Raw genomic sequence first — 26,226 nt, 5'->3', positions numbered from 1 at the left:
GGGGCCGCGGCGTCGGCGGCGGGCGGCTCCTCCAGGATGGTGTGCGCGTTCGTGCCGGAGATGCCGAACGACGAGACGGCCGCCCGGCGGGGACGGTCGGTCACCGGCCACGGCGTCGCCTCGGTCACCAGCGACACCTCGCCGGCCGACCAGTCCACCTTCGGCGTCGGCTCGTCGACGTGCAGGGTGGACGGCACGAGCCCGTGCCGCATCGCCATCACCATCTTGATCACGCCGGCCACGCCCGCGGCGGACTGGCTGTGACCGATGTTCGACTTGATCGAGCCGAGCAGCAGCGGCCGGTCGGCGGGCCGGTCCCGCCCGTACGTGGCCAGCAGCGCCTGCGCCTCGATCGGGTCGCCGAGCACGGTGCCGGTGCCGTGCGCCTCGACGGCGTCCACGTCGGCCGTGGTCAGCCGGGCGTTCGCGAGGGCCTGCCGGATCACCCGCTGCTGGGCCGGCCCGTTGGGGGCGGTGAGACCGTTGGACGCGCCATCCTGGTTGACGGCGCTGCCGGCGATCACGGCGAGGACGGGGTGCCCCTTGCGCTGGGCGTCCGACAGCCGCTCCACCAGCAGGATGCCGACGCCCTCGGACCAGCCGGTGCCGTCGGCGGCGGCGGCGAACGACTTGCACCGGCCGTCGGGGGCGAGCCCCCGCTGCCGGGAGAAGCCCACGAACGGGGCGGGGGTGGCCATCACGCAGACGCCGCCGGCCAGGGCCAGGTCGAAGTCGCCCTGCCGCAGCGCCTGGCAGGCCAGGTGCAGGGCGACCAGCGACGACGAGCAGGCGGTGTCGACCGTGACGGCGGGGCCCTCCAGGCCGAGGGCGTACGCGATCCGTCCCGAGACGATGCTGGTGGCCGTGCCGGTCAGCAGGTAGCCCTCGTCGGTGCCCTCGACCTCGGTCTGCGGGCCCACGCCGTAGCCGTTGGCGGCGGTACCGACGAAGACGCCGACCTTCTGCCCGCGCATGGACGCGGGTGCGATCCGGGCCTGCTCGAACGCCTCCCACGACGTCTCCAGCAGCAGCCGCTGCTGCGGGTCCATCGCCACGGCCTCGCGGGGCGAGATGCCGAAGAACTCGGCGTCGAAGTCGGCCGCGTCGTAGAGGAAGCCGCCCTCCCGCGTGGTGGAGTGGCCGGCCCGGTCGGCGTCCGGGTCGTACAGGTTGTCCAGGTCCCAGCCCCGGTCGGTCGGGAAACCGCCGATGGCGTCGCTGCCGGAGGCCACCAGGTCCCAGAGCTGCTCGGGGCTGGCCACGCCGCCCGGGTAGCGGCAGGACATCGCGACGATCGCGATGGGCTCCCGGGCGGCAGCGGTCAGCTGCTGGTTGAGCTGACGGAGGCGGCCCGTCTCCTTGAGCGAGGCGCGAAGCGCCTCGACGACCTTGTCTGCGGACGTAGACATCATGAGCTCCGTACTGGGGACAACGGTCAGGAATCGGTTCCGTCAAGCGCCAGCCTGACGAGGGCGTCGGTGTCGAGGTCGTCGAGGTCCAGGTCCTCGTCGGTGGACTCGTCACCGTCGCCGCCGTCGGCGTCGGCGAGGTTGAGCAGCAGGTCCAGCAGCCCGGCCTCCCGCAGGCGGGTCAGCGGGATCGCCGCGAGCGCCTGCCGGACGGCCGCCTCCGCCGGGTCGCCGCCGTCCGCCTGTGCCCCCTCGGGCAGCAGGCCGTCGAGCAGGTTCTCGGCGAGCACGGCCGGGTTCGGGTAGTCGAAGACGAGGGTCGCTGGCAGCGACAGGCCGGTGGCCCCGGTCAACCGGTTGCGCAGCTCGACCGCCGTCAGCGAGTCGAACCCGAGCTCCTTGAAGGCGCGCTGCGGCTTGACCCGGTCCGTGCCCGAGTGGCCGAGCACGGCGGAGGCGTGGGTGCGGACGAGATCGACCAGGTGCCGGACCCGCTCGGGCCGGGGCAGCGTGAGCAGGTGCTCCCGCAGGGCGTCGACGGCCCCGCCGGGCTGCTGCTCCCCGGCCTGGGCGTGCAGCGCCTCGCGGGCCTCGGCGATGTCGTCGAGCAGCGGCCGGGGGCGGGCCGAGGCGTACGCCGGGGCGAAGACCGCCCAGTCGACGTCCACCACGGTCAGCGCCGCCCGGGGCAGGCCCACGGCGTACCGCATGGCGTGCACGGCCTTGGCCGGTGCCATGGCGGTCAGGCCGCGCCGGGCCAGCAGCTGCTGGGCCTCGCCGGTGGCCATGCCGCCGTCGGCCCACGGCCCCCAGGCCACGGACGTCGCCGGCAGGCCCCGCCCGCGACGCTGCTCCGCGAGCGCGTCCAGGAAGGCGTTCCCGGCGGCGTACGCGGACTGCCCGCCGCTGCCCCACACCCCGGCGATGGAGGCGAACAGCACGAAGGCGTCCAACGGCCGGTCGGCGAGCAGCGCGTCCAGGTGCACCGCGCCGGCGACCTTGCCGTCGAGCACCCCGGCGAACGCGGCCAGGTCGGTGTCGGCGATCAGGCCGGGCTCGCCGGCACCCGCCGCGTGGACCACGGCCGTCAACGGCGCGGGGTCCTCGTCCAGCCGGGCCAGCAGTGCCGCCACCTGGTCGCGGTCGGCCACGTCGCAGGCCACGACCGACGCCCGTACGCCCTGCGCGGTCAGCTCATCGCGCAGCTCCACCGCCCCGGGGGCACGCTCGCCCCGGCGGCTGGTCAGCACGACGTGCGCGGCGCCGTTGGCCGCCGCCCACCGGGCGACGTGGGCGCCCAGGGCGCCGGTGCCGCCGGTGACCAGCACCGTGCCGGACGGCCGCCACCGCTCCGCCGTGTCGGGGGCGGCGGGTGCCGCCCGGACCAGGCGGCGGACGAACACCCCGGAGGGGCGTACGGCCAGCTGGTCCTCGTCGCCGGCGCCGGTCACCACCCGCGCCAGCCGGTCCCACGCCGTCGCGTCGACCTGCTCGGGCAGGTCCACCAGTCCACCCCAGAGCTGGGGGTGTTCCAGGCCCGCCACGAGTCCCAGGCCCCACAGCCCGCTCTGGGCGACGCCGTGCACCGCGTCCCCGTCGCCGGTGCTGACCGCGCCCTGGGTCAGGCACCACAGCCGGGTCGTCGCCCCGGCGTCGTGCAGGGCCTGGAGCAGCAGCAGCGTGGCGGCCGTCCCGACCGGTACGGCCGGGTGGGCGGGGTGCGGCTGGTCGCGGAGGCCGAGCAGGGAGAGCACGCCGGTGACGGGCCCGTCGGCCAGCGCGTCGGCCAGCCGGCGGGCGAGTTCCGCCCGGTCGGTGCCGACCGGGTCGACGGTCAGCCGGACCACGTCGGCGCCGACCTCGGCGAGGGCCTTGGTGACCGCCTCCGCGCGGGTGCCGTCCGTCAGGTCGTCCTCCGCCGTCACGAGCAGCCACACGCCGGGCCGCGCCGGCTCGGCGGTGATGTCGGTCCGCTTCCATCCGACCCGGTACGACCAGGCGTCCACGACCGCCCGCCGCGTCCGCGCCCGGTGCCAGGTCGACAGGACCGGCAGGGCCGGGGTGAGGGCGTCCAGGGCGGCGCCGTCGTCGCCGAACTGCGTGGCGAGGGCGCTCAGGTCGCCCTGCTCGACGGCGGCCCAGAAGTCGGCGTCGACGCTGTCGGCCGTCCTCGTACGCGGCCGGCTCGCCGGCTCCGGCCAGTAGCGCTGGTGCTGGAAGGTGTACGTCGGCAGGTCGACCCGCCGCGGCCCGCTGTCGGTGAACCACTCCTGCCAGGTCACCGGCACGCCGTGCACGTGCAGTTCCGCCAGCGCGCCGAGCAGCGCCTGGGCCTGCGACCGGTCCCGACGCTGGGTGGCGACCGACAGGACGTCGTCGTCGTCCGGCAGGATGTCCGCCGCCATCGCGGTCAGCACGCTCTGCGGCCCGATCTCCAGGAACGTGTCCACCCCGGCGGCCCGCAGGGCGGTGACCCCGTCGGCGTAGCGGACGGCCTCGCGGACGTGGCGCACCCAGTAGTCGGCCGTACGGATCTCGTCGGCGTCGGCGAGCGCGCCGGTCACGTTCGACACGATCGGCAGCGCCGGCGCGACGAACGTCAACCCGTCCAGGACCGTCCGGAACTCGGCGAGCATCGGCTCCATCAGCGGGCTGTGGAACGCGTGGCTGACGGCGAGCCGTCGGGTACGCGCGCCCCGGTCCCGCCAGTCGCGCTCGATCTCGTCGAGGGCCTCCACCGCGCCGGACACGACGATCGACGTCGGCCCGTTCACCGCCGCGACACCGACCTTGTCGGCCAGGCCGACGATCGACTCCGTCACCGCGTCCTCGGCGGCGGCCACGGCCAGCATCCCGCCGCCGGCCGGCAGCGCCTGCATCAACCGGCCCCGCGCGGCAACGAGGGCGCACGCGTCGGCCAGGGACAGCACCCCGGCCACGTACGCGGCCGTCACCTCGCCGATCGAGTGGCCGGCGACCATGTCGGGCACGATGCCGAACGACTCCACCAGCCGGAACAGCGCCACCTCGACGGCGAAGAGGCCGGCCTGCGTGAAGACGGTCTGGTCCAGCAGCTCCGCCTCTTCCGTACCCGCCTCGGCGAACAGCACCTCCCGCAGCGCACCCGGCAGCAACGGGTCGAGGTGTCCGCACACCTCGTCCAGGGCTGCCGCGAACACCGGGAACGCCTCGGACAGCTCCCGGCCCATGCCGGCGCGCTGCGCGCCCTGGCCCGAGAACACCAGCGCCAGCCGGCCCCGGGGCCCACCCGGGCCCGCGAAGACCCCGCCGGAGGGCTCACCCGCCGCCAGCGCCTCCAGGCCCGCCAGCAGCTCGTCGCGGCCCGTCCCGGCCACCACCGCGCGATGTTCCAGCACCGACCGGGACACCACGCTCGACCACGCCGCGTCCAGCGGGCGTACGCCGCCGTCGGCGGCCAGCCAGCTCGCCCAGCGGCCCGCCTGCGCGACCAGCGACGCGCCGTCGCGGGCCGACAGCAGCACCGGCACCAGCGGCGGTACGTTCCCGGCGACGATCTCGCCCTCGACCAGCTCGGCCGGCGGCTGCTCGATGATCACGTGCGCGTTCGTGCCGGAGATGCCGAACGACGACACCGCCGCCCGACGCGGCCGGTCCACAGCCGGCCACGGCGTCGCCTCGGTGGTGAGAGCGACCGCCCCGGCCGACCAGTCCACGTGCGGCGACGGCTCGTCCACGTGCAGCGTCGACGGCACCACACCGTGGCGCATCGCCATGACCATCTTGATCACACCGGCCACACCGGCAGCCGCCTGCGTGTGCCCGATGTTCGACTTCACCGACCCCAACAACAGCGGCCGGTCCCCCGGACGCTCCTGCCCGTACGTCGCCAACAACGCCTGCGCCTCGATCGGGTCACCGAGGGTCGTGCCCGTGCCGTGCGCCTCCACGGCGTCCACGTCAGCGGTGGTCAGGCGCGCGTTCGCCAGCGCCTGGCGGATCACCCGCTGCTGCGACGGGCCGTTCGGCGCGGTCAGCCCGTTCGACGCGCCGTCCTGGTTCACCGCCGTGCCCCGCACGACCGCGTAGATGCGCCGACCCTCCCGCTGGGCGTCGGAGAGGCGCTGCACCAGCAGCACGCCCACGCCCTCGGACCAGCCGGTGCCGTCGGCCGACGCCGCGAACGACCTGCACCGGCCGTCGGCCGACAGGCCACGCTGCCGGGAGAACTCGATGAACGTCCCCGGCGTCGCCATCACCGTCACACCGCCGGCCAGCGCCAGATCGCACTCGCCCGAGCGCAACGCCTGCACTGCCAGGTGCAGCGCCACGAGGCTCGACGAGCACGCCGTGTCGACGCTGACCGCCGGGCCCTCCAGCCCGAACGTGTACGCCACCCGACCCGACAGCACGCTGCCCGAGTTGCCGGTGCCGACGTAGCCCTCGACCTCGCCGGCCAGCTCCATGAGCCGGTTCGCGTAGTCGTGGTACATGACGCCGGCGAACACGCCCGTCCGGCTGCCCCGCAGCCGCGACGGGTCCAGCCCCGCCGACTCGAACGTCTCCCACGACGCCTCCAGCAGCAACCGCTGCTGCGGGTCCATGGCGAGGGCCTCGCGCGGCGAGATGCCGAAGAACGCGGGATCGAACGCGCCGGCGTCGTACAGGAAACCGCCGTGCCGGGTGTACGACGTCCCGGGGTGGTCCGGATCGGGGTGGAAGAGCGTGTCGAGGTCCCAGCCGCGGTCGGCCGGGAACTCGCCGACGCCCTCCCCGCCGGTGCTGACCAGCTTCCACAGCTGGTCGGGTGACTGGACGCCGCCGGGGTAGCGGCAGGCCATGCCCACGATCGCGATCGGCTCGTCGGCGTCGCCGCCGGCCGGCTCGTCGGAGACGACGGCGGCGAGCCGTTCGCCGACCAGTTCCGCGTACACGTGGGCGGTCAGGGCCTGCGGGGTCGGGTAGTCGAAGACCAGGGTCGAGGCCAGCCGCAGGCCGGTCGCGCCGTTGACCCGGTTGCGCAGCTCGACGGCGGTCAGCGAGTCGAAGCCCAGCTCCCGGAACGCCCGGTCCGCCGGCACCGCCTCGGCGCCGCCGTGTCCCAGCACCTGTGCGACGAGACCCCGCACCAGCTGGTCCACCTCGGTGAGGCCGTTCTCCTCACTGAGCCTGGCCAGCCGGTCGGCCCAGCCGTCACCGCCCTTGCCCGCCTGGCGGCGGGTGTTCGCCGTGCCGATGAGGACCCGCAGCATCGGCGGCACCATCCCGCCGGAGGCCGCCGCGCGCAGCGCGGGCACGTCGATCACGGCCGGCACCAGGGCCGGCCGGCCGGCGCCCAGGGCGGCGTCGAACAGCTCCAGACCGGTCCGGGCGTTCATGCCCCGCAGGCCGGCGCGCGCCGAGCGGGCCCGCTCGACTCCACCGATCGACGCGGCCATGCCGGCGGTGTCCCACATGCCCCACGCCAGGCTGACCGCGGGCAGGCCCGACTTGCGCCGCCACACCGCCAGCCCGTCCAGGAACGCGTTGGCCGCCGCGTACGCCGACTGCCCCGGCGAACCCAGCACCCCCGCCACCGACGAGAACACCACGAACACGTCCAGATCCGGCGCGAGGGACGCCGTCGCCTCGTGCAGGAACCACCCGGCCGACACCTTCGGCGCCAACACCCCGGCCAGCCGCTCCGCCGTCAGCCCCTCCACGACACCGTCGTCCAGGACACCGGCCGTGTGCACCACACCCGCCAGGCGACCCTCGGCGCCGATCTCCGCCACCAGGCCGAACACCTGGTCCCGGTCCGTCACGTCACAGGCGACGATCCGTACGTCGGCGCCCAGCGCGGTCAACCGCCCGGTCAGCTCGCCGGCGCCCTCGGCCTCCGGGCCGCGCCGCGACACGAGCACCAGCGAGCGCACGCCGTGCACCGACACCAGGTGCTCCGCGACCAGCGCACCGAGCGCGCCCGTACCGCCGGTCACCAGCACCACGCCGTCACCGACGGCCGGCGCCTGCGCCGACGCCGGCACCACCGCACGGACCAGGCGCGGCACGAAGACCTCGCCGCCACGGACGGCCACCTGGCCGCCGGTCGGGTCCGCCGCATAGCGGGTCAGGGTGCCCAGCACGCCGGGGTTCACGCCACGGTCCACGTCGGCCAGGACGATGCGGCCCGGGTGCTCGGACTGCGCCGAACGCAGCAGACCCCACACCGCCGCGGCGGCCGGATCCGTCACCTGGTCCTCGTCGCCGACGGACACGGCGCGTCGGGTGGCCACCACCAGTTTCGAATCCGCCAGGACGTCCGCGGCCAGCCACGCCTGCACGAGGCCCAGCACGTCCGCCGTCATGGCCCGGGCCCGCTGCGCCGCGTCGACGTCGCCGGCGTCCGGCCCGGTCGGCGTGAACAGCAGTCGGCGCGGCGGCGCGGTGCCGGTGTCGATCGCGGCCAGCAGCTGCCTGATCGTCTCGGCGGAGGGACCGCCGGGAACGCCCGGCAGGGCCGGACCGCCCAGCACCGCCCAACCCGACACGTCGTCGACCGGTTCGGTCTCCTCCGCCTGCCAGACCACCTCGAACATCGACCGGGACGCCACACCTGCCGTGGCCGTGCCAGCCAGCTCACGCAGGACGAGGGAGTCCACCGACACCACCGGCGCGCCCACCTCGTCGCACGCCACCAGCCGCACGCCGGCGCCGCTGCGGGACAACCGGACCCGCAGCACCGTGGCACCCGAGGCGTGCACCTGCACGCCCTCGAACGCGAACGGAACCCGTGGCCCGCCCGGCTCCTCGCCCAGCAGCAGGGCGACCGGGTGCAGGGCCGCGTCCAGCAGCGCCGGGTGCACCCCGAACCGGTCGATGCCCGCCGCCGCGTCGTCCGGCAGGACCACCTCGGCGAACACCTCGCCGTCGCCCACCCACGCGCGTCGCAGACCCTGGAACACCGGCCCGTACGCCAGGCCGCGCGCGACGAGCGCCGGGTACCAGCCCGCCAGGTCGACCTCGGTCGCGCCGGCCGGCGGCCAGGTGCCCGTCCTCGGCTCGTCCGCCGTCGCCGGCTCCAGCACACCCTCGGCGTGCTGGAGCCAGCCCGCCTCGGGGTCGTCGTCGGGGCGCGAGTAGACGGCGACGGGACGCTGCGACGAGTCGCCCGCCGACACCCGGACCTGGATCCGCACGGCGCCCGCGTCGGGGAGCACCAGCGGCGTCAGCACCGCCAGGTCACGCAGCCGGGACACGCCCGCCTCGTCGCCCGCGCGCACGGCCAGTTCCACCAGCGCCGTGCCGGGGACCAGCGGCACGCCCGAGACCACGTGGTCGGCCAGCCAGGGGTGGGTGGTCAGCGAGAGCCGGCCGGTCAGCACCACCTCGTCGTCGCCGGCGAGGTCGACCGCCGCGCCGAGCAGGCCGTGCCCCGCCACACCGAGGCCCGCGCCGCTGACGTCACCGGCCCGCAGCCGCCCCACCGCCGGCCAGAACCGCTGCCGCTGGAACGGGTACGTCGGCAGGTCCACCGGGCGGGTCGCGGTGCCCGGCAGGAGGTCGGTCCAGGTGACCGGCACGCCGTGCACGTGCAGCTCCGCCAGCGCGTTCATCAGCGACACCGGTTCCGGGCGGCCCGGGCGCAGGCTCGCCACGACGGCCGCCGGGAGGGTGTCGCCGTCGTCGGGCAGGCAGCCGCGCACCATGCCGGCGAGCACCGCGTCGGGGCCCAGTTCGAGGAAGACCCGGGCGTTGCGCGTACGCAGGCTGGCGACCCCGTCGGCGAACCGGACGGTCTCGCGCACGTGCCGGACCCAGTAGTCGGGGGTGCCGATCTCGTCGGGGTCGGCGACCTCGCCCGTCAGGTTCGACACGATCGGCAGGGCCGGCCAGTGGAACGTCAGGGTGTCGAGCACCTGCCGGAACTCGCGCAGCATCGGCTCCATCAGCGGGCTGTGGAAGGCGTGGCTGACGTTCAGCCGGCGGGTGCGTACGCCCCGGTCCTGCCAGGTCCGCTCCACCTCGTCGAGGGCCCCGAGCTCGCCGGAGACCACCACGGCGGTCGGGGCGTTCACCGCCGCGACGCCGATCCGGTCGGTGAGCCCGGCCAACGACTCCACGACGGCCTGCTCGTCGGTGCCGACCGCGAGCATCCCGCCGCCCTGCGGCAGGGCCTGCATGAGCCGGCCACGGGCCCCGACCAGCGCGCAGGCGTCGGCGAGGCTGAACAGCCCGGCGACGTGGGCGGCGGCCACCTCGCCGATCGAGTGCCCGGCCACCAGGTCCGCCCGGACGCCGAACGACTCGACCAGCCGGAACAGGGCCACCTCGACGGCGAACAGCCCGGCCTGGGTGAAGACGGTCTGGTCCAGCAGCTCCGCCTCCGGCGTGCCCGCCTCGGCGAACAGCACCTCGCGCAGCGGACGGGGCAGGTGCTGGTCCAGGTGCCCGCACACCTCGTCGAGGGCGGCGGCGAAGACCGGGTGGGCGTCGTACAGCTCGCGCCCCATGCCGGGGCGCTGGGCGCCCTGGCCGGAGAAGAGGATCGCGGTGCGCCCGCCGCGGGCCACGCCGTGGACGACGGCGGCCGAGGGCTGGTCGGCGGCCACCGCGTCGAGGGCGGTGAGCAGGTCCTCGCGGTCCCGGGCCAGCAGCACCACGCGGTGTTCGAAGGCTGTGCGGCGGGTGGCGAGCGCGTGGGCGACGTCGGCGAGCGTCAGGTCCGGTTCGTCGTCCAGCAGGCCCCGCAGCCGGCGTGCCTGCTCGCGCAGGGCGGCGTCGTCGCGGGCCGAGAGGACGCCCGCGACCAGGTCGACCGGGGACGTCGCGGGCGGCCCGGCGGGCGGCGGGACGAACTCCGGCGCCTGCTCGATGATCGTGTGCGCGTTGGTGCCGCTGATCCCGAACGACGACACCGCGGCCCGGCGCGGCCGGTCGACGGCCGGCCACGACCGGGTGCCGGTGAGCAGGGCCACCGAGCCGGCGGTCCAGTCGATGTGCGGCGACGGCTCGTCCGCGTGCAGGGTCGGCGGCAGCACACCGTGCCGCATCGCCAGCACCATCTTGATCACCCCGGCGACGCCCGCCGCCGCCTGGGCGTGACCGATGTTCGACTTGATCGAACCGAGCCACAGCGGCCGGTCCTGCGGCCGGTCCTGCCCGTACGTGGCCAGGAGGGCCTGCGCCTCGATGGGGTCGCCCAGCGCGGTGCCCGTGCCGTGCGCCTCGACGGCGTCGACGTCGCCCGGGGTCAGCCGGGCGTTCGCCAGCGCCTGCCGGATGACCCGCTGCTGGGCGGGGCCGTTCGGCGCGGTCAGGCCGCTGCTGGCGCCGTCCTGGTTCACCGCGCTGCCCCGCACGACGGCGAGGACGCGGTGGCCGTTGCGCTGCGCGTCGGAGAGGCGCTCCAGCAGGAGCATGCCGACGCCCTCGGCGAAGCCGGTGCCGTCGGCGCCCGCGCCGAAGGCCTTGCACCGCCCGTCGGGCGACAGGCCACGCTGCCGGGAGAACTCGGTGAGCATGCCGGGGGTGGACATCACGCTCACCCCGCCGGCGAGCGCGAGCCGGCACTCGTCCTGCCGCAGCGCCTGGGTGGCCAGGTGCAGGGCGACCAGCGACGATGAGCAGGCGGTGTCGACGGTGACCGCGGGGCCTTCGAGGCCGAACAGGTACGAGATGCGTCCCGAGGCGACGCTTCCCGCGCTGCCGTTGCCGACGTAGCCGTCCACCTCGTCGGTCGTTCCGGCGGCCTGGGAGGCGTAGTCGTGGTAGATGAGACCGACGTAGACGCCGGTGCTGCTGCCCCGCGCCGTGTGTGGGTCGATCCCCGCCCGTTCGAAGGCCTCCCAGGACGTCTCCAGCAGCAACCGCTGCTGCGGGTCCATGGCCAGCGCCTCCCGGGGCGAGATCCCGAAGAAGGCGGCGTCGAACTGGGCGGCGTCGTGCAGGAAGCCGCCCTGGCGGGGTACGGACGTGTCGTCCCCGCCGCTGGCCCTCAGGTCGTCCAGGTCCCAGCCCCGGTCGGTGGGAAACGGCGAGATGACGTCGGCGCCGGCGGTGACCACCTGCCAGAGCTGCTCGGGGGTCTGCACCTCGCCGGGGAAGCGGCAGGCCATGCCGATGATGGCGATCGGCTCGTCGAGCGCGGCGGCCGTACCGACCGCGGCCGGGCGGGCGGCGTCCGAACCGCCGCCCAGTTCCCGGTCGAGGAAGTCGGCGAGCACCGCGGGGGCCGGGTGGTCGAACGCCACGGTCGCGGGCAGCCGCAGCCCGGTCGCGGCGGAGAGCCGGTTGCGCAGTTCGACGGAGGTGAGCGAGTCGAAGCCCAACTCCTTGAAGGCGCGGTGAGGGTCGACGTTCTCCGCGGAGCGGTGCCCGAGCACGCTGGCGACGTTCGCGGCCACCAGGTCGAGCAGGTGGTTGCGCCGCTCGGCCGGGCTGAGCATCGCCAGGCGGTCCCGCACCGACGCGGTGTCGGCCGTGCCCCGACCCACCGCGCGGCGGGCCGGAGCGGAGGTGCGGACCAGGTCACGCAGCAGGCTGGGCACGGTGCCGCCGGCCGGGCGTGCGCTTGCCGGCGGCAGGTTCATGAGTACGAGGTGGGCGCTGCCGCGCTGCCGTGCCGCCTCGAAGAGCGCGACGCCCTGCTGGTCGGTCAGCGGGGCGCTGGTGGCGCGGATCGCCTTGCGGTGGTCGTTGCCGTGCAGGTGCGCGGTCATCGCGCTGCTGGTGGCCCACAGTCCCCAGGCGAGGCTGGTGGCGGGCAGCCCCTGCTGCCGGCGGTGCTGCGCGAGGGCGTCGAGGAACGCGTTCGCCGCCGCGTAGTTACCCTGCCCCGGCGAGCCGAGGGTGGCCGCCACCGACGAGAACAGCACGAACGCCGACAGGTCCAGGTGCGCGGTCGCCTCGTGCAACGCCCACCCGGCGTCCACCTTCGGCGCCAGCACCGTACGCAGGGCGGACTCGTCCAACGAACCGATGGTCGCGTCGGCGATCACGCCGGCGGTGTGCACCACCGCAGTCAGCGGGTGCGCCGGGTCCACCAGTTCCAGCAGCCGGGTCACCTGCCGGGGGTCGGTCACGTCGGCGGTGCCGGCGGTGACCCGGGCACCGGCCCGGGTGAGCTCCTCGACCAGGTCCTGGTACTGCTCGGGGCCGCGGCGCGAGGCCAGCAGCAGGTGCCGCGCCTGACCGGTGGCGACCAGGTGCCGGGCGAACACCCGGGCGAGGGCGCCTCCCGCGCCGGTGAGCAGCACGGTGCCGTCGGGGTCGGCGGGCGCGGGCACCCGCAGGACGACCTTGCCGATGTGGCGGGCCTGGCTGATGTGCCGCAGCGCCTGCCGGGCCTGACGCACGTCCCACGCCCGTACGGGCAGCGGACGCAGCGCGCCCTGCGCGAAGAGGTCGAGAATCTCGGTCAGCATCTCGCCGATCCGCGGGTGTCCGGCCTCGTTGAGGTCGAACGCGCGGTAGCTGACGCCGGGGTGGTCGGTGGCGACCGTCTCCGGGTCGCGCACGTCGGCCTTGCCCATCTCCACGAACCGGCCACCGCGCGGCAGCAGCCGCAACGACGCGTCGACGAACTCACCGGCCAACGCGTCGAGCACCACGTCCACCCCGGCACCACCGCTGGCCGCGCCGAAGACCTGCTCGAACTCCGTGGTCCGCGACGACGCGATCCGCTCCCCGGCCACCCCGAGGCCACGCAGCACGCCCCACTTGCCGGGGCTGGCGGTGGCGTACACCGTCGCGCCCCAGTGCCGGGCCAGCTGGATGGCGGCCATGCCGACGCCACCGGCGCCGTTGTGGATCAGCACCGACTCGCCGGACCGCAGCCCGGCCAGGTCGCGCAGCGCGTAGTACGCGGTCAGGAACACCACCGGCACCGACGCGGCCTGCGTGAAGGACCAGCCGTCGGGGATCTTCGCGACGAGGTCGCGGGCGGCGACCACCTCGGGGGCGAAGGCCGGCTCGAACATGCCGAGCACCCGGTCGCCGGGCGCCAGGTCGGTCACGCCGGGGCCGACCTCGACCACGACGCCCGCACCCTCGCTGCCCATCACGGCCGCCGGATCCGGGTACATGCCCAGGCCGATCAGCACGTCGCGGAAGTTCACGCCGGCCGCGCGCACGGCGACGCGCACCTGGCCTGCGTCCAGGGCGACGGGCGTGGCGGGCACCATGCCGATCCCGTCGAGGGTGCCGGGGCTCACCGCGCCGACCTGCCACAGCCCGGCCGGCGCGACGAGTTCCTCGGCGGCCGGACCAACGGGCCGGCCCAGGCGCGGGGTGCGCACCTCGTCGCCGCGTACGGCCACCTGGCCGCCGGTGGCCGACGGGTCATCGGCCACCGCGGCCAGCACCGCGAGGGTCGCCGGGGTGAGCGCGCCGTCGACGTCGGCGAGGACGATCCGTCCCGGGTGCTCCGACTGCGCCGAGCGCAGCAGGCCCCAGACCGTCGCGCCGGCCAGGTCCCGCAGCGCGTCGGCCGGTGCGGCGAGCACCGCGCCGCGGGTCAGGACCACCAGCTTCGTGTCGGCCAGGGCCTCGGCGGCCAGCCAGGACCGCAGCACGTCCAGCACCTGGGCGGTGACCGTGCCCACCAGGTCGGGCAGTCCGGCGTCCGGCGTGTCCGCTCGGACCGGAAGCAGCAGCGCGCGGGGCGCCTCGACCACGCCGCCGGAGATCGCCGTGACCAGGTCGTCGACGGTCGGGAACGCCGGCGTGGACAGGTCTGCCGGCACCTCGGTGTCGCCGAGCAGCATCCAGCCGGTGACGTCGCGCGCCGGCGTGACCCGCTCGGGCTGCCACGTCACCTCGAACAGGGCCCGCTCGGTGGGGTCCTGGCCGGCGGACGCGGTCATCTCCCGCAACGCGAGCGCGTCCACCGACACCACGGGCGCGCCCGACTCGTCGCCGGCCACCAGCCGCACGCGGGAACCCGTCCGGGTCAACCGCACCCGCAGCACCCGGGCGCCGGAGGCGTGCACCTGCACGCCCTCGAAGGCGAAGGGCACCCGCGGCCCGCCGGAGCGGTCCGCCAGCAGCAGCCCCACGGGGTGCAGCGCGGCGTCCAGCAGCGCCGGGTGCACGGCGAACCGGTCGGTGTCGGCGGTCGCCTCGTCCGGCAACGCGACCTCGGCGTACGCGTGGTCGCCGGCGGCCCACAGCCGGCGCAGCCCCTGGAACGACGGGCCGTAGGTCAGGCCCCGCTCCGCCAGCGCCGGATACCAGCCGGCGAGGTCCACCTCGGGCACCCCGGCGGGCGGCCAGGCGCCCACCTCCGGCTCGTCGGCGGCAGGCTCCAGCACACCGTCGGCGTGCCGCGTCCAGTCGGCCTCCGGGTCGCCGTCGGGCTGCGAGTGGACCGCCACCGACCGGACGCCGGAGCTGTCGGCCGCGCCGACGCGTACCTGCACACGGACGGCGCCGGAGGCGGGCAGCACCAGCGGCGCCGCCACCGTCAGCTCGCGTACCCGCGACGCGCCCACCTCGTCGCCGGCGCGCACCACCAGTTCCACCAGCGCGGTGCCCGGCGCCAGCACCGCACCGCCGACCACGTGGTCGGCCAGCCACGGGTGCGTCGACACCGACAGCCGGCCGGTCAGCACGACCTCGTCGTCGCCGGCGAGGCGTACCGCCGCGCCGAGCAGCGGATGTCCCGCCGCCCCGAGGCCCGCGCCGGACACGTCGCCGCTGGCGGAGTGGTCCACCGCCGGCCAGAACCGCTCCCGCTGGAAGGCGTACGTCGGCAGGTCGACGCCGGTGGCGCCGGAGCCGGCGAACACCGCCGCCCAGTCGACGGGCACCCCGGCGACGTGCAGGTCGCCGAGGCCGGTCAGGATCTGGTGCGGCCCGTTCTCGTCGCGGCGCAGTGAACCGACCACGACGCCCGCGTCGACGGCGCCGGTGGCCTTCTCCAGCGCGTCCTGGACCACCACCTTCAGCACGGGGTGCGGGCTGACCTCGACGAAGACCCGGAAGCCCTGGTCGATCAGCTGGTCCAGCACCGGCGCGAGCCGGACCGGTTCCCGCAGGTTGCGGTACCAGTAGCCCGCGTCGAGCTCCGCGGTGTCGATCGGCTCGCCGGTGACCGTCGAGTGGAAGGCCACCCCGGTCGAACGGGAGTCGACCGTGCCGAGCGCGGCCACCAGGTCGTCGCGTACGGCGTCGACGTGGTCGCAGTGTGAAGCGTAGTCGACGGCGATCGCGCGGGCCCGGATGTCCCGCTCGGCGCAGTGCGCGAGCAGTTCGGCGACCGACGCCGCGTCACCGGAGACCACGGTCGCGGCGGCGCCGTTGAGGGCGGCCACGGAGAGGGTGCCCGGCCACTGCGCGATGAGCTGCTCGGTGTCGGCGGCCGGCAGCGGGACGGAGACCATGCCGCCCCGGCCCGAGATGGCCAGCAGGCCACGGCTGCGGGCCACGACGAGCCGTACCGCGTCGGCGAGGGTCAGCGCGCCGGCCGCGCAGGCCGCGGCGATCTCACCCTGCGAGTGCCCGACGACGGCGGCCGGCACGACGCCGCACGAGCGCCAGAGCTGGGCGAGGGACACCATGACGGAGAAGAGCACCGGCTGGACCACGTCCACCCGGTCCAGGGGCGGCGCGCCGGGCGCCTCCCGGAGCACGTCGGTGAGGGACCAGTCCACCAGTCGGGACAGCTCCTCGGCGCACTCCCCCATCCGCTGCCGGAAGACCGGCGAGGTCTCCAGCAGGTCCAGGGCCATCCCCTTCCACTGGGAGCCCTGGCCGGGGAAGACGAAGACGACCTTCGACGCCGTGTCCGCGCCGGCCGGCGGGCCGTCGGCGGAGGCGAGGGCGGCCAGTCGGGCGGCCGCGTCGTCCCGGTCGGCGGCCACGACGACCGCCCGGTACGGGTGGTGCGCCCGCTGCGCGGCCAGGGAGAACCCGAGGTGCCGCAGGTCCAGGTCGGCGTCGCCGGCCAGCCGTTCGCCGATCCGGGCGGCCTGCGCCCCGAGCGCGCGGGGGCTGCGGCCGGAGACCAGCAGGGGTACGGCGGCGGGGCCGACCAGGCCGGGGAGGTCCCCCGCCAGCGGGGTCGTCGCCGGGGCCGGCTCGTCGGGCGCCTGCTCGATGATGGTGTGCGCGTTGGTGCCGCTGATGCCGAACGACGACACGGCGGCCCGGCGCGGCCGCTGCACCGCCGGCCACGGACGGGCCTCGGTGAGCAGGGCGACCGCCCCGGCGCTCCAGTCGACGTGGGGCGACGGCTCGTCCACGTGCAGGGTGGGCGGCAGCACGCCGTGCCGCATCGCCAGCACCATCTTGATCACGCCGGCCACCCCGGCCGCGGCCTGGGAGTGGCCGATGTTCGACTTGATCGAGCCGAGCCAGAGCGGCTCGGCGTCGGCGCGGTCCTGCCCGTAGGTGGCCAGCACCGCCTGCGCCTCGATGGGGTCGCCGAGGACGGTGCCGGTGCCGTGCGCCTCGACGGCGTCCACGTCGGCCGGGTTCAGCCGCGCGTTCTCCAGGGCCTGCCGGATCACCCGCTGCTGCGACGGGCCGTTCGGGGCGGTCAGCCCGTTGGACGCGCCGTCCTGGTTGATCGCGGAGCCGCGCAGTACGGCAAGCACCCGGTGCCCGTTGCGCCGGGCGTCGGAGAGGCGCTCCACGAGCAGCATGCCCACGCCCTCGGACCAGCCGGTGCCGTCGGCCCCGGCGGCGAACGCCTTGCACCGCCCGTCCGGGGCGAGGCCGCCCTGCCGGGAGAACTCGGAGAACATGCCGGGCTGCGCCATCAGCGCCACCCCGCCGGCCAGGGCCATGTCGCACTCGCCGCCGCGCAGCGCCTGGGCGGCAAGGTGCAGCGCCACCAGCGACGAGGAGCAGGCGGTGTCGACGGTGACCGCCGGGCCTTCGAGGCCGAACATGTAGGCGACCCGCCCGGAGGCGACGCTGCCCGCCGTCCCGGTCAGCAGGTGCCCCTCGAGGCCGTCCAGGTCGTCGCGTCCGCTGGTGGCGTAGCCGGAGGAGGCGGCCCCGATGAAGACGCCGGTGGCGGTGCCGCCGAGGGCGGCGGGGTCGATGCGGGCGTACTCGAAGCTCTCCCAGGCGGTCTCCAGCAGCAGCCGCTGCTGCGGGTCCATGGCGAGGGCCTCGCGGGGGCTGATGTTGAAGAAGCCGGCGTCGAAGTCGGCCGCGTCGTAGAGGAAGCCGCCCTGGTCGGTGACGGTGCCGCCGGCCTGGTCGCCGTCGGTGCCGTACAGCCGGTCGAGGTCCCAGCCGCGGTCGGTGGGGAAGCCGCCGATGGCGTCGGACCCGGAGGTGACGAGCTGCCACAGCTGCTCGGGGGTGGCGACGCCGCCCGGGTAGCGGCAGGCCATGCCGATGATGGCGATCGGCTCGTCGGCGTCGGCGGTGACGACGGTACGGACGGTGGTTCCGGCGCCGGTGGCCCGGCCGAGCTGCGCGAACAGGTGGTCGGCGAGCCGGGCCGGGGTGGGGTGGTCGAAGGCCAGCGTGGCGGTCAGCCGCAGCCCGGTGGCGGCGCCCAGCCGGTTGCGCAGCTCCACCGAGGTCAGCGAGTCGAAGCCCAGGTCCTTGAAGGCGCGGGCGGCGGGGACCGCCTGTGCCGAGGCGTGCCCCAGCACCGTGGCGGCCTGGCCGCAGACGAGGTCGACAAGCGCCTGGCGGGCGTCCGCCTCGGACAGGCCGTCGAGCCGCTCCCGCCACGACGCCCCGGCGCTCGGCCGGTCGGTGGCGGCGCGGCGTCGGCCGCCGCCGCGCAGCAGGTGCCGCATCAGCGGCGGTACGTGGCTCGCCTCGCCGGTGACGTGGAGGCGGGCCGCGACGACGACCGGTTGCACCGCTGGCAGGGCGGCGTCGAAGAGTTCGGCGCCCTCGGCCGGGGAGAGCCGGCTCATCCCGACCCGCCGCAGCCGCTGCTGGTCGTCGCCGTCGAGGTGCGCGGTCATCGTGCTGTCGGTGGCCCACATGCCCCAGGCGAGGCTGGTGGCGGGCAGGCCCTGCTGGCGGCGGTGCTGCGCGAGGGCGTCGAGGAACGCGTTCGCGGCGGCGTAGTTGCCCTGCCCCGGGGAGCCGAGGGTGGCCGCCACCGACGAGAACAACACGAACGCCGACAGGTCCAGGTGCGCGGTCGCCTCGTGCAACGCCCAGCCGGCGTCCACCTTCGGCGCCAGCACCATACGCAGGGCGGACTCGTCCAACGAACCGATGGTCGCGTCGGCGATCACGCCGGCGGTGTGCACCACCGCGGTCAGCGGGTGCGCCGGGTCGATCCCGGCGATCAGCTCGGTGACCTGCGCGGGGTCGCTGACGTCGACGGCCACGGCGGTGACGTCGGCGCCCGCGTCGGTCAGCTCCCGGACCAGGGTGGCGTACCCGTCGTCCCGGCCGGGTGCGCGGCGGGAGGCCAGCAGCAGGCGGCGGGCCTGGCCGGTGGCGACGAGGTGCCGCGCGAGTACGCCGGCCAGGGTCCCGGCCGCGCCGGTGAGCAGCACGGTGCCGTCGGGGTCCACGGGCGCGGGGATGCGCAGCACCACCTTGCCGACGTGGCGGGCCTGGCTGACGTGCCGCAGCGCCTGCCGGGCCTGACGCACGTCCCACGCCCGTACGGGCAGCGGACGCAGCGCGCCCTGCCCGAACAGGTCGAGGATCTCGGTCAGCATCTCGCCGATGCGGGTGCTGCCCGCCTCGTTGAGGTCGAACGCGCGGTACGTCACGCCCGGGTGGTCGGCGGCGACCGTCTCCGGGTCGCGCACGTCGGCCTTGCCCATCTCCACGAACCGGCCACCGCGCGGCAGCAGCCGCAGCGACGCGTCGACGAACTCACCGGCCAACGCGTCGAGCACCACGTCCACCCCGGCGCCGCCCGTGGCCGCGCCGAAGACCTGCTCGAACTCCGTGGTCCGCGACGACGCGATCCGCTCCCCCGCCACCCCGAGTCCCCGCAGCACACCCCACTTGCCGGGGCTGGCGGTGGCGTGGACGGTGGCGCCGAGGTGGTGGGCGAGCTGGATGGCGGCCATGCCGACGCCACCGGCGCCGTTGTGGATCAGCACCGACTCGCCCGCCCGCAGGCCGGCCAGGTCGCGCAGCGCGTAGTACGCGGTCAGGAAGACCAGGGGGACGGACGCGGCCTGGGTGAAGGACCAGCCGGCGGGCATCTTGGCGATGCGCTGGCGGTGGGCGACCGCCTGCGGGCTGAACCCGAGTTCGAACATGCCCATCACCCGGTCGCCGGGCGCCAGGTCGGTCACGCCGGGGCCGACCTCGACCACGACGCCCGCACCCTCGCTGCCCATCACGGCCGCCGGATCCGGATACATCCCCAGGCCGATCAGCACGTCCCGGAAGTTCACGCCGGCCGCGCGCACGGCGACGCGCACCTGGCCCGCGTCCAGCTCCCCGGGCGTGGCCCGGACCGGCCCGATCCCGTCCAGGGTGCCGGGAGTGACGGGGGCGAGGTGCCACGGCCCGGACGGCGGGGTCAGCTCGTCGCCCACCGGCCGCGCCAGCCTCGGCACGAGGGTGCGCTCGCCGCGCACCGCGAGTTGGCCGCCGGAGACCGACGGGTCGACGGCGGCGCCGGCCAGCACCGCGAGGGTCGCCGGGGTCAACTCGCCCTCGACGTCGGCGAGGACGATCCGCCCCGGGTGCTCCGACTGCGCCGAGCGCAGCAGGCCCCAGACGGCGGCGGCGGCCAGGTCGGTGACCTGGTCGTCGTCCCCGGCGGCCACCGCGCCCCGGGTCACCACCACGAGCTTCGTGTCCGCCAGCGGCTCGGCGGCGAGCCAGGACCGCAGCACGTCCAGCACACCGCCGGTGACCGTCCGCACGGCCTCCGGCACGGCGACGCCGGGTTCGCCGGCGGGCACCGTCAGCAGCACCTGCCGGGCGGTGGCCCCGCCCGCCGCCAGGGCCGCCACGTCCGCGTAGACCGGCACCTCCGGCAGCGCGTCCGATGCCGGCCGGCCCAGCGCCGCCCACCCCGGAAGGTCGTCGACGCCGTCGATCTGCTCGGCCTGCCAGGCCACCTCGTACAGCGACCGGGCGGCGCCGCTCCGGGTCGCCGTCGCGGTCATCTCCCGCAGCACCAGGGAGTCCACCGACACCACCGGCGCGCCCGAGCCGTCGCAGGCGACCAGCCGCACCCCGGAGCCGTCCCGGGTCAGCCGCACCCGCAGCGTCCTGGCGCCCGAGGCGTGCACCTGCACGCCCTCGAACGCGAACGGCACGCGGGGCCCGCCCGCCGGCTCCGCCGCCAGCAGCAGGGCCACCGGGTGCAGGGCGGCGTCCAGCAGCGCCGGGTGCACCCCGAACGCGCTCGCGTCACCGGCCGCGCCGTCCGGCAACGCCACCTCGGCGTACGCCGCACCGTCGGCCGTCCAGGCCCGCCGCACGCCCTGGAACACCGGCCCGTACGACAGGCCGTGCTCCGCCAGCGCCGGATACCACCCGGTCAGGTCCACCTCGGTCGCGCCCGCCGGCGGCCACGCGCCGACGCCCGGCTCGTCGGCCGACACCGGTTCGAGCACACCGTCGGCGTGCAGCGTCCACTCGGAGTCGTCGTCGTCCTCGGGCTGGGAGTACACGGACACCGACCGGACTGCGGAATCGTCGGCCGCGCCGACGCGCACCTGCACGCGTACCGCGCCGGACTCCGGCAGCACCAGCGGCGCCGCCACGGTCAGCTCCCGTACGCGCGACGCGCCCACCTCGTCGCCGGCGCGCACCGCCAGCTCGACCAGGGCGGTGCCCGGCACCACCACGGCACCGCCGACCACGTGGTCCGCCAGCCACGGGTGCGTCGACGCCGACAGCCGGCCGGTCAGCACGACCTCGTCGTCACCGGCGAGGCGCACCGCGGCGCCGAGCAGCGGGTGCCCCGCCACGCCCAGGCCGGCACCCGACACGTCGCCGACGCGCCACGGCACCACCTCGGGCCAGAACCGCTCCCGCTGGAAGGCGTACGTGGGCAGCTCAACCCGCCGCGCGCCGGTGTCGGCGAACCACTCCTGCCAGGCGACCGGGACGCCGTGCACGTGCAGCTCGGCCAGCGCCGCCAGCAGTGCCTGCGCCTGCGGCCGGTCCCGGCGCTGGGCGGCGACGGTCAGCACGTCGTCGTCGGGCAGGGCGTCCGCCGTCATCGCGGTCAGCACGCTCTGCGGGCCGACCTCCAGGAACGTGTCGACCCCGGCGTCCCGCAGGGCCCCGATCCCGTCGGCGTAGCGCACCGCCTCACGCACGTGCCGCACCCAGTAGTCGGCGGTGCGGATCTCGTCGGCGTCGGCGAGCGCCCCGGTCAGGTTCGACACGATCGGCAGCGCGGGCGCGGCGAAGTCCAGCCGCTCGACGATGCCGCGGAAGCGCTCCAGCACCGGCTCCATCAGCGGGCTGTGGAACGCGTGGCTGACGGTCAACCGGCGGGTACGCACACCCCGGTCCCGCCAGGCCCGCTCCACCTCGTCCAGCGCGTCGACGGCGCCGGAGACCACGACCGAGGTCGGGCCGTTCACCGCCGCGACGCCGACCCGGTCGGTCAGCCCGGCGATCGACTCGACCACCGCCGCCTCGTCGGCGGCCACGGCGAGCATGCCGCCGCCGTCGGGCAGCGCCTGCATCAACCGGCCCCGCGCCGCCACCAGCAGGCAGGCGTCCTGGAGGGACAGCACCCCGGCCACGTGCGCCGCGGCGACCTCGCCGATCGAGTGCCCGCCCACGAAGTCCGGCACCACGCCGAACGACTCCACCAGGCGGAACAGCGCCACCTCGACCGCGAAGAGCCCGGCCTGGGTGAACGCGGTCTGGTCCAGCAGCTCCGCCTCGGCGGAACCCTCGGCTGCGAACAGCACCTCCTTCAGCGGGCGCGGCAGCACCCGGTCCAGGTGCCCGCACGCCTCGTCCAACGCGGCGGCGAAGACGGGGAATTCGGCGTACAGCTCCCGGCCCATGCCGGCGCGCTGCGCGCCCTGGCCGGAGAAGAGCACCGCCAGCGGACCCCGGTCCCCGGCCTGGCCCGCGACCACCGTGCCCGACGGCGCTCCCGCCGCCAGGGACTCCAGGCCCGCCAGCAGGCCCGCACGGTCCTCGGCGAGCACCACCGCACGCCGGTCGAGCGCCGAGCGGGACACCACCGACGACCAGGCCACGTCGAGCGGGCGCGGCTCCTCGTCGTCGCCCAGCCAACGGGCCAGCCGGCCGGCCTGCGCGGACAGCGCGGCCGGCTGCGCGGCGGAGAGCAGCACCGGCGCGACGACGGGACGGCGCGACGGCGTGGCCTCGTCGGCAGCCGGGTCGGGCGCCGGGGCCTGCTCCAGGATCAGGTGGGCGTTCGTGCCGCTCATGCCGAAGGACGACACGGCGGCCCGGCGGACGTGGTCGCCGCCCGCCCAGGGGCGCGCCTCGTCCAGCAGGGACACGGCCCCCGTCGACCAGTCGACGTGCGGGGACGGCCGGTCCACGTGCAGGGTGGGCGGCAGCACGCCGTGCCGCATCGCCATCACCATCTTGATGACGCCGCCGGCGCCGGCCGCGGCCTGCGGGTGGCCGATGTTCGACTTCAGCGACCCCAGCCACAGCGGCCGGTCGGCGGACCGTCCCTGCCCGTACGTGGCGAGCAGCGCCTGCGCCTCGATCGGGTCGCCCAGCCGGGTGCCCGTGCCGTGCGCCTCGACCACGTCCACGTCGGACGGGCTGAGCCGGGCGTTCTCCAGCGCCTGCCGGATGACCCGCTGCTGGGAGGGACCGTTGGGGGCGGTCAGGCCGCTGCTGGCGCCGTCCTGGTTCACGGCGCTGCCCCGGATCACCGCCAGGACGGGGTGACCGTTGCGCCGGGCGTCGGAGAGCTTCTCGACGAGCAGCATGGCGACGCCCTCGGACCAGCCGGTCCCGTCGGCGTCGGCGGAGAAGGCCTTGCACCGGCCGTCGGAGGCGAGCCCCCGCTGGCGGGAGAACTCGACGAAGGCGCCGGGCGTGGCGAGCACGGTGACGCCGCCGGCCACGGCGAGGGAGCACTCGCCGTCGCGCAGGGCCTGACCGGCGAGGTGCAGGGCGACCAGCGACGAGGAGCAGGCGGTGTCGATCGTGACGGCCGGGCCCTCCAGCCCGAAGGAGTACGCCAGCCGGCCGGACATGACGCTGGCGGCCGTGCCGGTGAGGACGTAGCCCTCCGTGCCCTCGGGCAGCTGCCGCAGCACCGACGTGTAGTCCTGCCCGGCGGTGCCGACGAACACCCCGGTACGGCTGCCCCGCACCGACGCGGCGTCGATGCCGGCCCGCTCGAAGACCTCCCAGGTCACCTCGAGCAGGAGCCGCTGCTGCGGGTCCATGGCCAGCGCCTCGCGCGGCGAGATGCCGAACAGGGTCGGATCGAACAGGCCGGCGTCGCGCAGGAAGCCGCCCCGGTTGCTGTAGGTGGTGCCGGGGTGGTCCGGGTCGGGGTCGTAGAGCCCGTCAAGGTCCCAGCCCCGGTCGTCGGGGAACGTGCCGGTGGCGTCCACCCCGCCCGCGACCAGCTCCCAGAGGTCCTCCGGCGAGGCGACCCCGCCGGGGAACCGGCAGGCCATGCCGACGATCGCGATCGGCTCGGCGTCCTCGTTCTCCAGCTCGGTCAGGCGCCGGCGCGCCAGGCGGAGCTCGGAGGTCACCCACTTCAGGTGTTCGAGGAGCTTGTCTTCGTCCGCCATGACCCACCCGCCCAGAGCTTGCTATCGATCGGAATCTGCCGATTCGTTGACCACACCACCGCCGACGGACCGGCTTCGTGCACAGGTGGGTGGAGACATGGCCGTTCGGCCAACGATCCCGACACCTGCTCCTGATTCCGGTTGTCGTGCCTGCTCAGGCGCCCGCCACGCCGGGCCGTCCCGCCGACACATGCCCGCCACCGTGACTGGACGGTACTGAGCGCCCATCACGCGCCCAACCCCTAGAGAACCCCTGATCGACCGGCCCGTGAGGGCCGTCGCGGCGGGTCCCGGACAAAGCGGTGACCAGCATCGCGACGGCGCTCAGGCGGGCTGTCCGGCGGCCGCCGGCAGGATGCGGCGCAGCCGCCCCGGAGGCGTCGAGCGGCGACGCCACTCCCGTGGGTAGCCCACCGAGACCTCTTCGAAGCGGACCCCGTCGTACCAGGTGGTGCGCGGGATGTGCAGGTGGCCGTAGACGGCGACGCGGGCGTCGAACCGGACGTGCCAGTCGGCGGTGGCCTCGGTGCCGCACCACTGCGCGAACTCCGGGTACCGCAGGATCCGGGTGGGTTCTCGGACGAGCGGGAAGTGGTTGACCAGGACGGTGGGCAGCCCGTTGCGCTCGGCGGTGAGCCGGCGCTCGGTCAGGGCCAGCCGCGCCCGGCACCAGGCGTCGCGCGTCGGGTACGGGTCCGGATGCAGCAGGATCTCGTCGGTGCAGACCACGCCGACCTCGTGGGCCCGCGCCAGGGCCTGCTCCTTCGTGTACGTCCCGGCCGGCCGGAAGCTGTAGTCGTAGAGCAGGAACAGCGGCGCGATCAGGACCGGGTCGTCGCCCTGCGGGTCCCAGACGGGGTACGGGTCCTCTGGAGTCACCACCCCGAGCCCGCGGCACAGCTCCACCATGTGCTGGTAGCGCGCGTCTCCCCGCAGCTGGATCGGGTCCTCGCGGGGGGTCCAGAGCTCGTGGTTGCCGGGGGCCCAGATCACCTTGGCGAACCGGTTGCTGAGCAGTCCCAGCGCCCACTCGATGTCGGCGACGAACTCCCCGACGTCGCCGGCGACGATGAGCCAGTCGCCGTCGCGCTCCGGCCGCAGCCGCTCGACGATCGCCTTGTTCTCCGCGTGGACCACGTGCAGGTCACTGATGGCGAGCAACTGAGGCAGGCCGGATCCGGCCATGCGGACCTCCCGTCCATCCGGGGTACCGCACGCACCCACATCCGTACCGCTCGGCTGCCGGTGGGCAGGGCGAGACGGCCTGACGGGCTCCGACCCTACGGAGCCGGGCCCGCACCGGCACACCCCTAGACGGGATCCGTGCACCCCTAGGCAGCCGCACCTGCCCGACGGCGCCGGTCAGGCGTCCGGCGCCGTCGGGTGTCCCTTTCCCCGGCCCGTCCTGCCCGGGGTCGGGCAGTGTCCGCTCAGGACTTGCCGAACTCCCGCTGGATGATGTCGAAGAGCTCGTCCCGGCTCGCCGACTCCAACTCCTCCGGGGCGGCCGGCGCGGATGCGGTGGCGGCGGGTCGTCCCCGCCACCTGGCCAGCAGGTCCTCCAGCCGACCGACGACCGCGTCGTCGACCTGGTCGCCCGGCAGCCCGCCGAGGAGCTTGTCGAGGCGTTCGATCTCGGCCACGATCGGCAACGCCGGCTGCTCGGGCGCCAACTCGGCCCGCAGGTGACCGGCGAGCGCGTTCGGGGTGGGATGGTCGAAGACGAGGGTGGCGGGCAGCCCGATGCCCGTTGCGGCGGTCAGCCGGTTGCGCAGCTCGACGGCGGTGAGTGAGTCGAAGCCCAGTTCGAGGAAGCCGCGGGCGGGCCTGATCCCGCTCGGCGTGGCGTGTCCCAGCACCGCCGCGGCGGTGCCGCGGACCAGGTCGAGCAGGATGCGGTCGCGCTCCGGCCCGGAGGCGGCGGCGAGCCGCTCGCGCAGCGCCGACGCCGCGCCGCGGTCCTCGCCCTTCGGCGTCTCCTCGGCCGGTGCGGGCTGCGCTTCGGGGATGTCGGTGAACAGACGCGACGGACGCAACGCCGTGAACGACGGCACAAACCGATCCCACCGCACATCCGCCACCACCACCTGACCCTCATCACCATCCAACGCCCGCTGCAACGCCGCCACCGCCAACTCCGGAGCCATCCCCGGCAAACCACGCCGACTCAACTGCTCCCCCGCCAC

General features: G+C 75.6%; 4 protein-coding genes. All 4 read right to left on the bottom strand.

The window, feature by feature from the left end; all coding sequences use genetic code 11:
• Positions 1-1,409 (bottom strand): beta-ketoacyl synthase N-terminal-like domain-containing protein (locus F6X68_RS14095; RefSeq protein WP_151454706.1); only part of this gene is annotated, 1,409 nt, incomplete at its 3' end.
• Positions 1,410-1,435: 26 nt separating this feature from the next.
• Positions 1,436-24,040 (bottom strand): type I polyketide synthase, encoded by a 22,605-nt coding sequence (locus F6X68_RS14090; protein WP_151454705.1) that lies wholly within the window; start codon positions 24,038-24,040, stop codon positions 1,436-1,438.
• Positions 24,041-24,364: 324 nt separating this feature from the next.
• Entirely contained in the window at positions 24,365-25,225 is an 861-nt protein-coding gene (locus tag F6X68_RS14085) for a metallophosphoesterase (protein ID WP_151454704.1), read from the bottom strand.
• Positions 25,226-25,470: 245 nt separating this feature from the next.
• A partial coding sequence (locus F6X68_RS14080; RefSeq protein WP_225852195.1) for a phosphopantetheine-binding protein occupies positions 25,471-26,226 on the bottom strand: 756 nt, incomplete at its 5' end.

Source organism: Micromonospora sp. AMSO12t, from assembly GCF_008806585.1.
In the GTDB taxonomy this organism is placed as follows: domain Bacteria; phylum Actinomycetota; class Actinomycetes; order Mycobacteriales; family Micromonosporaceae; genus Micromonospora; species Micromonospora reichwaldensis.
Note: the sequence above shows the minus strand (reverse complement) of the source record. Positions and strands in the feature narration are given on the sequence as shown.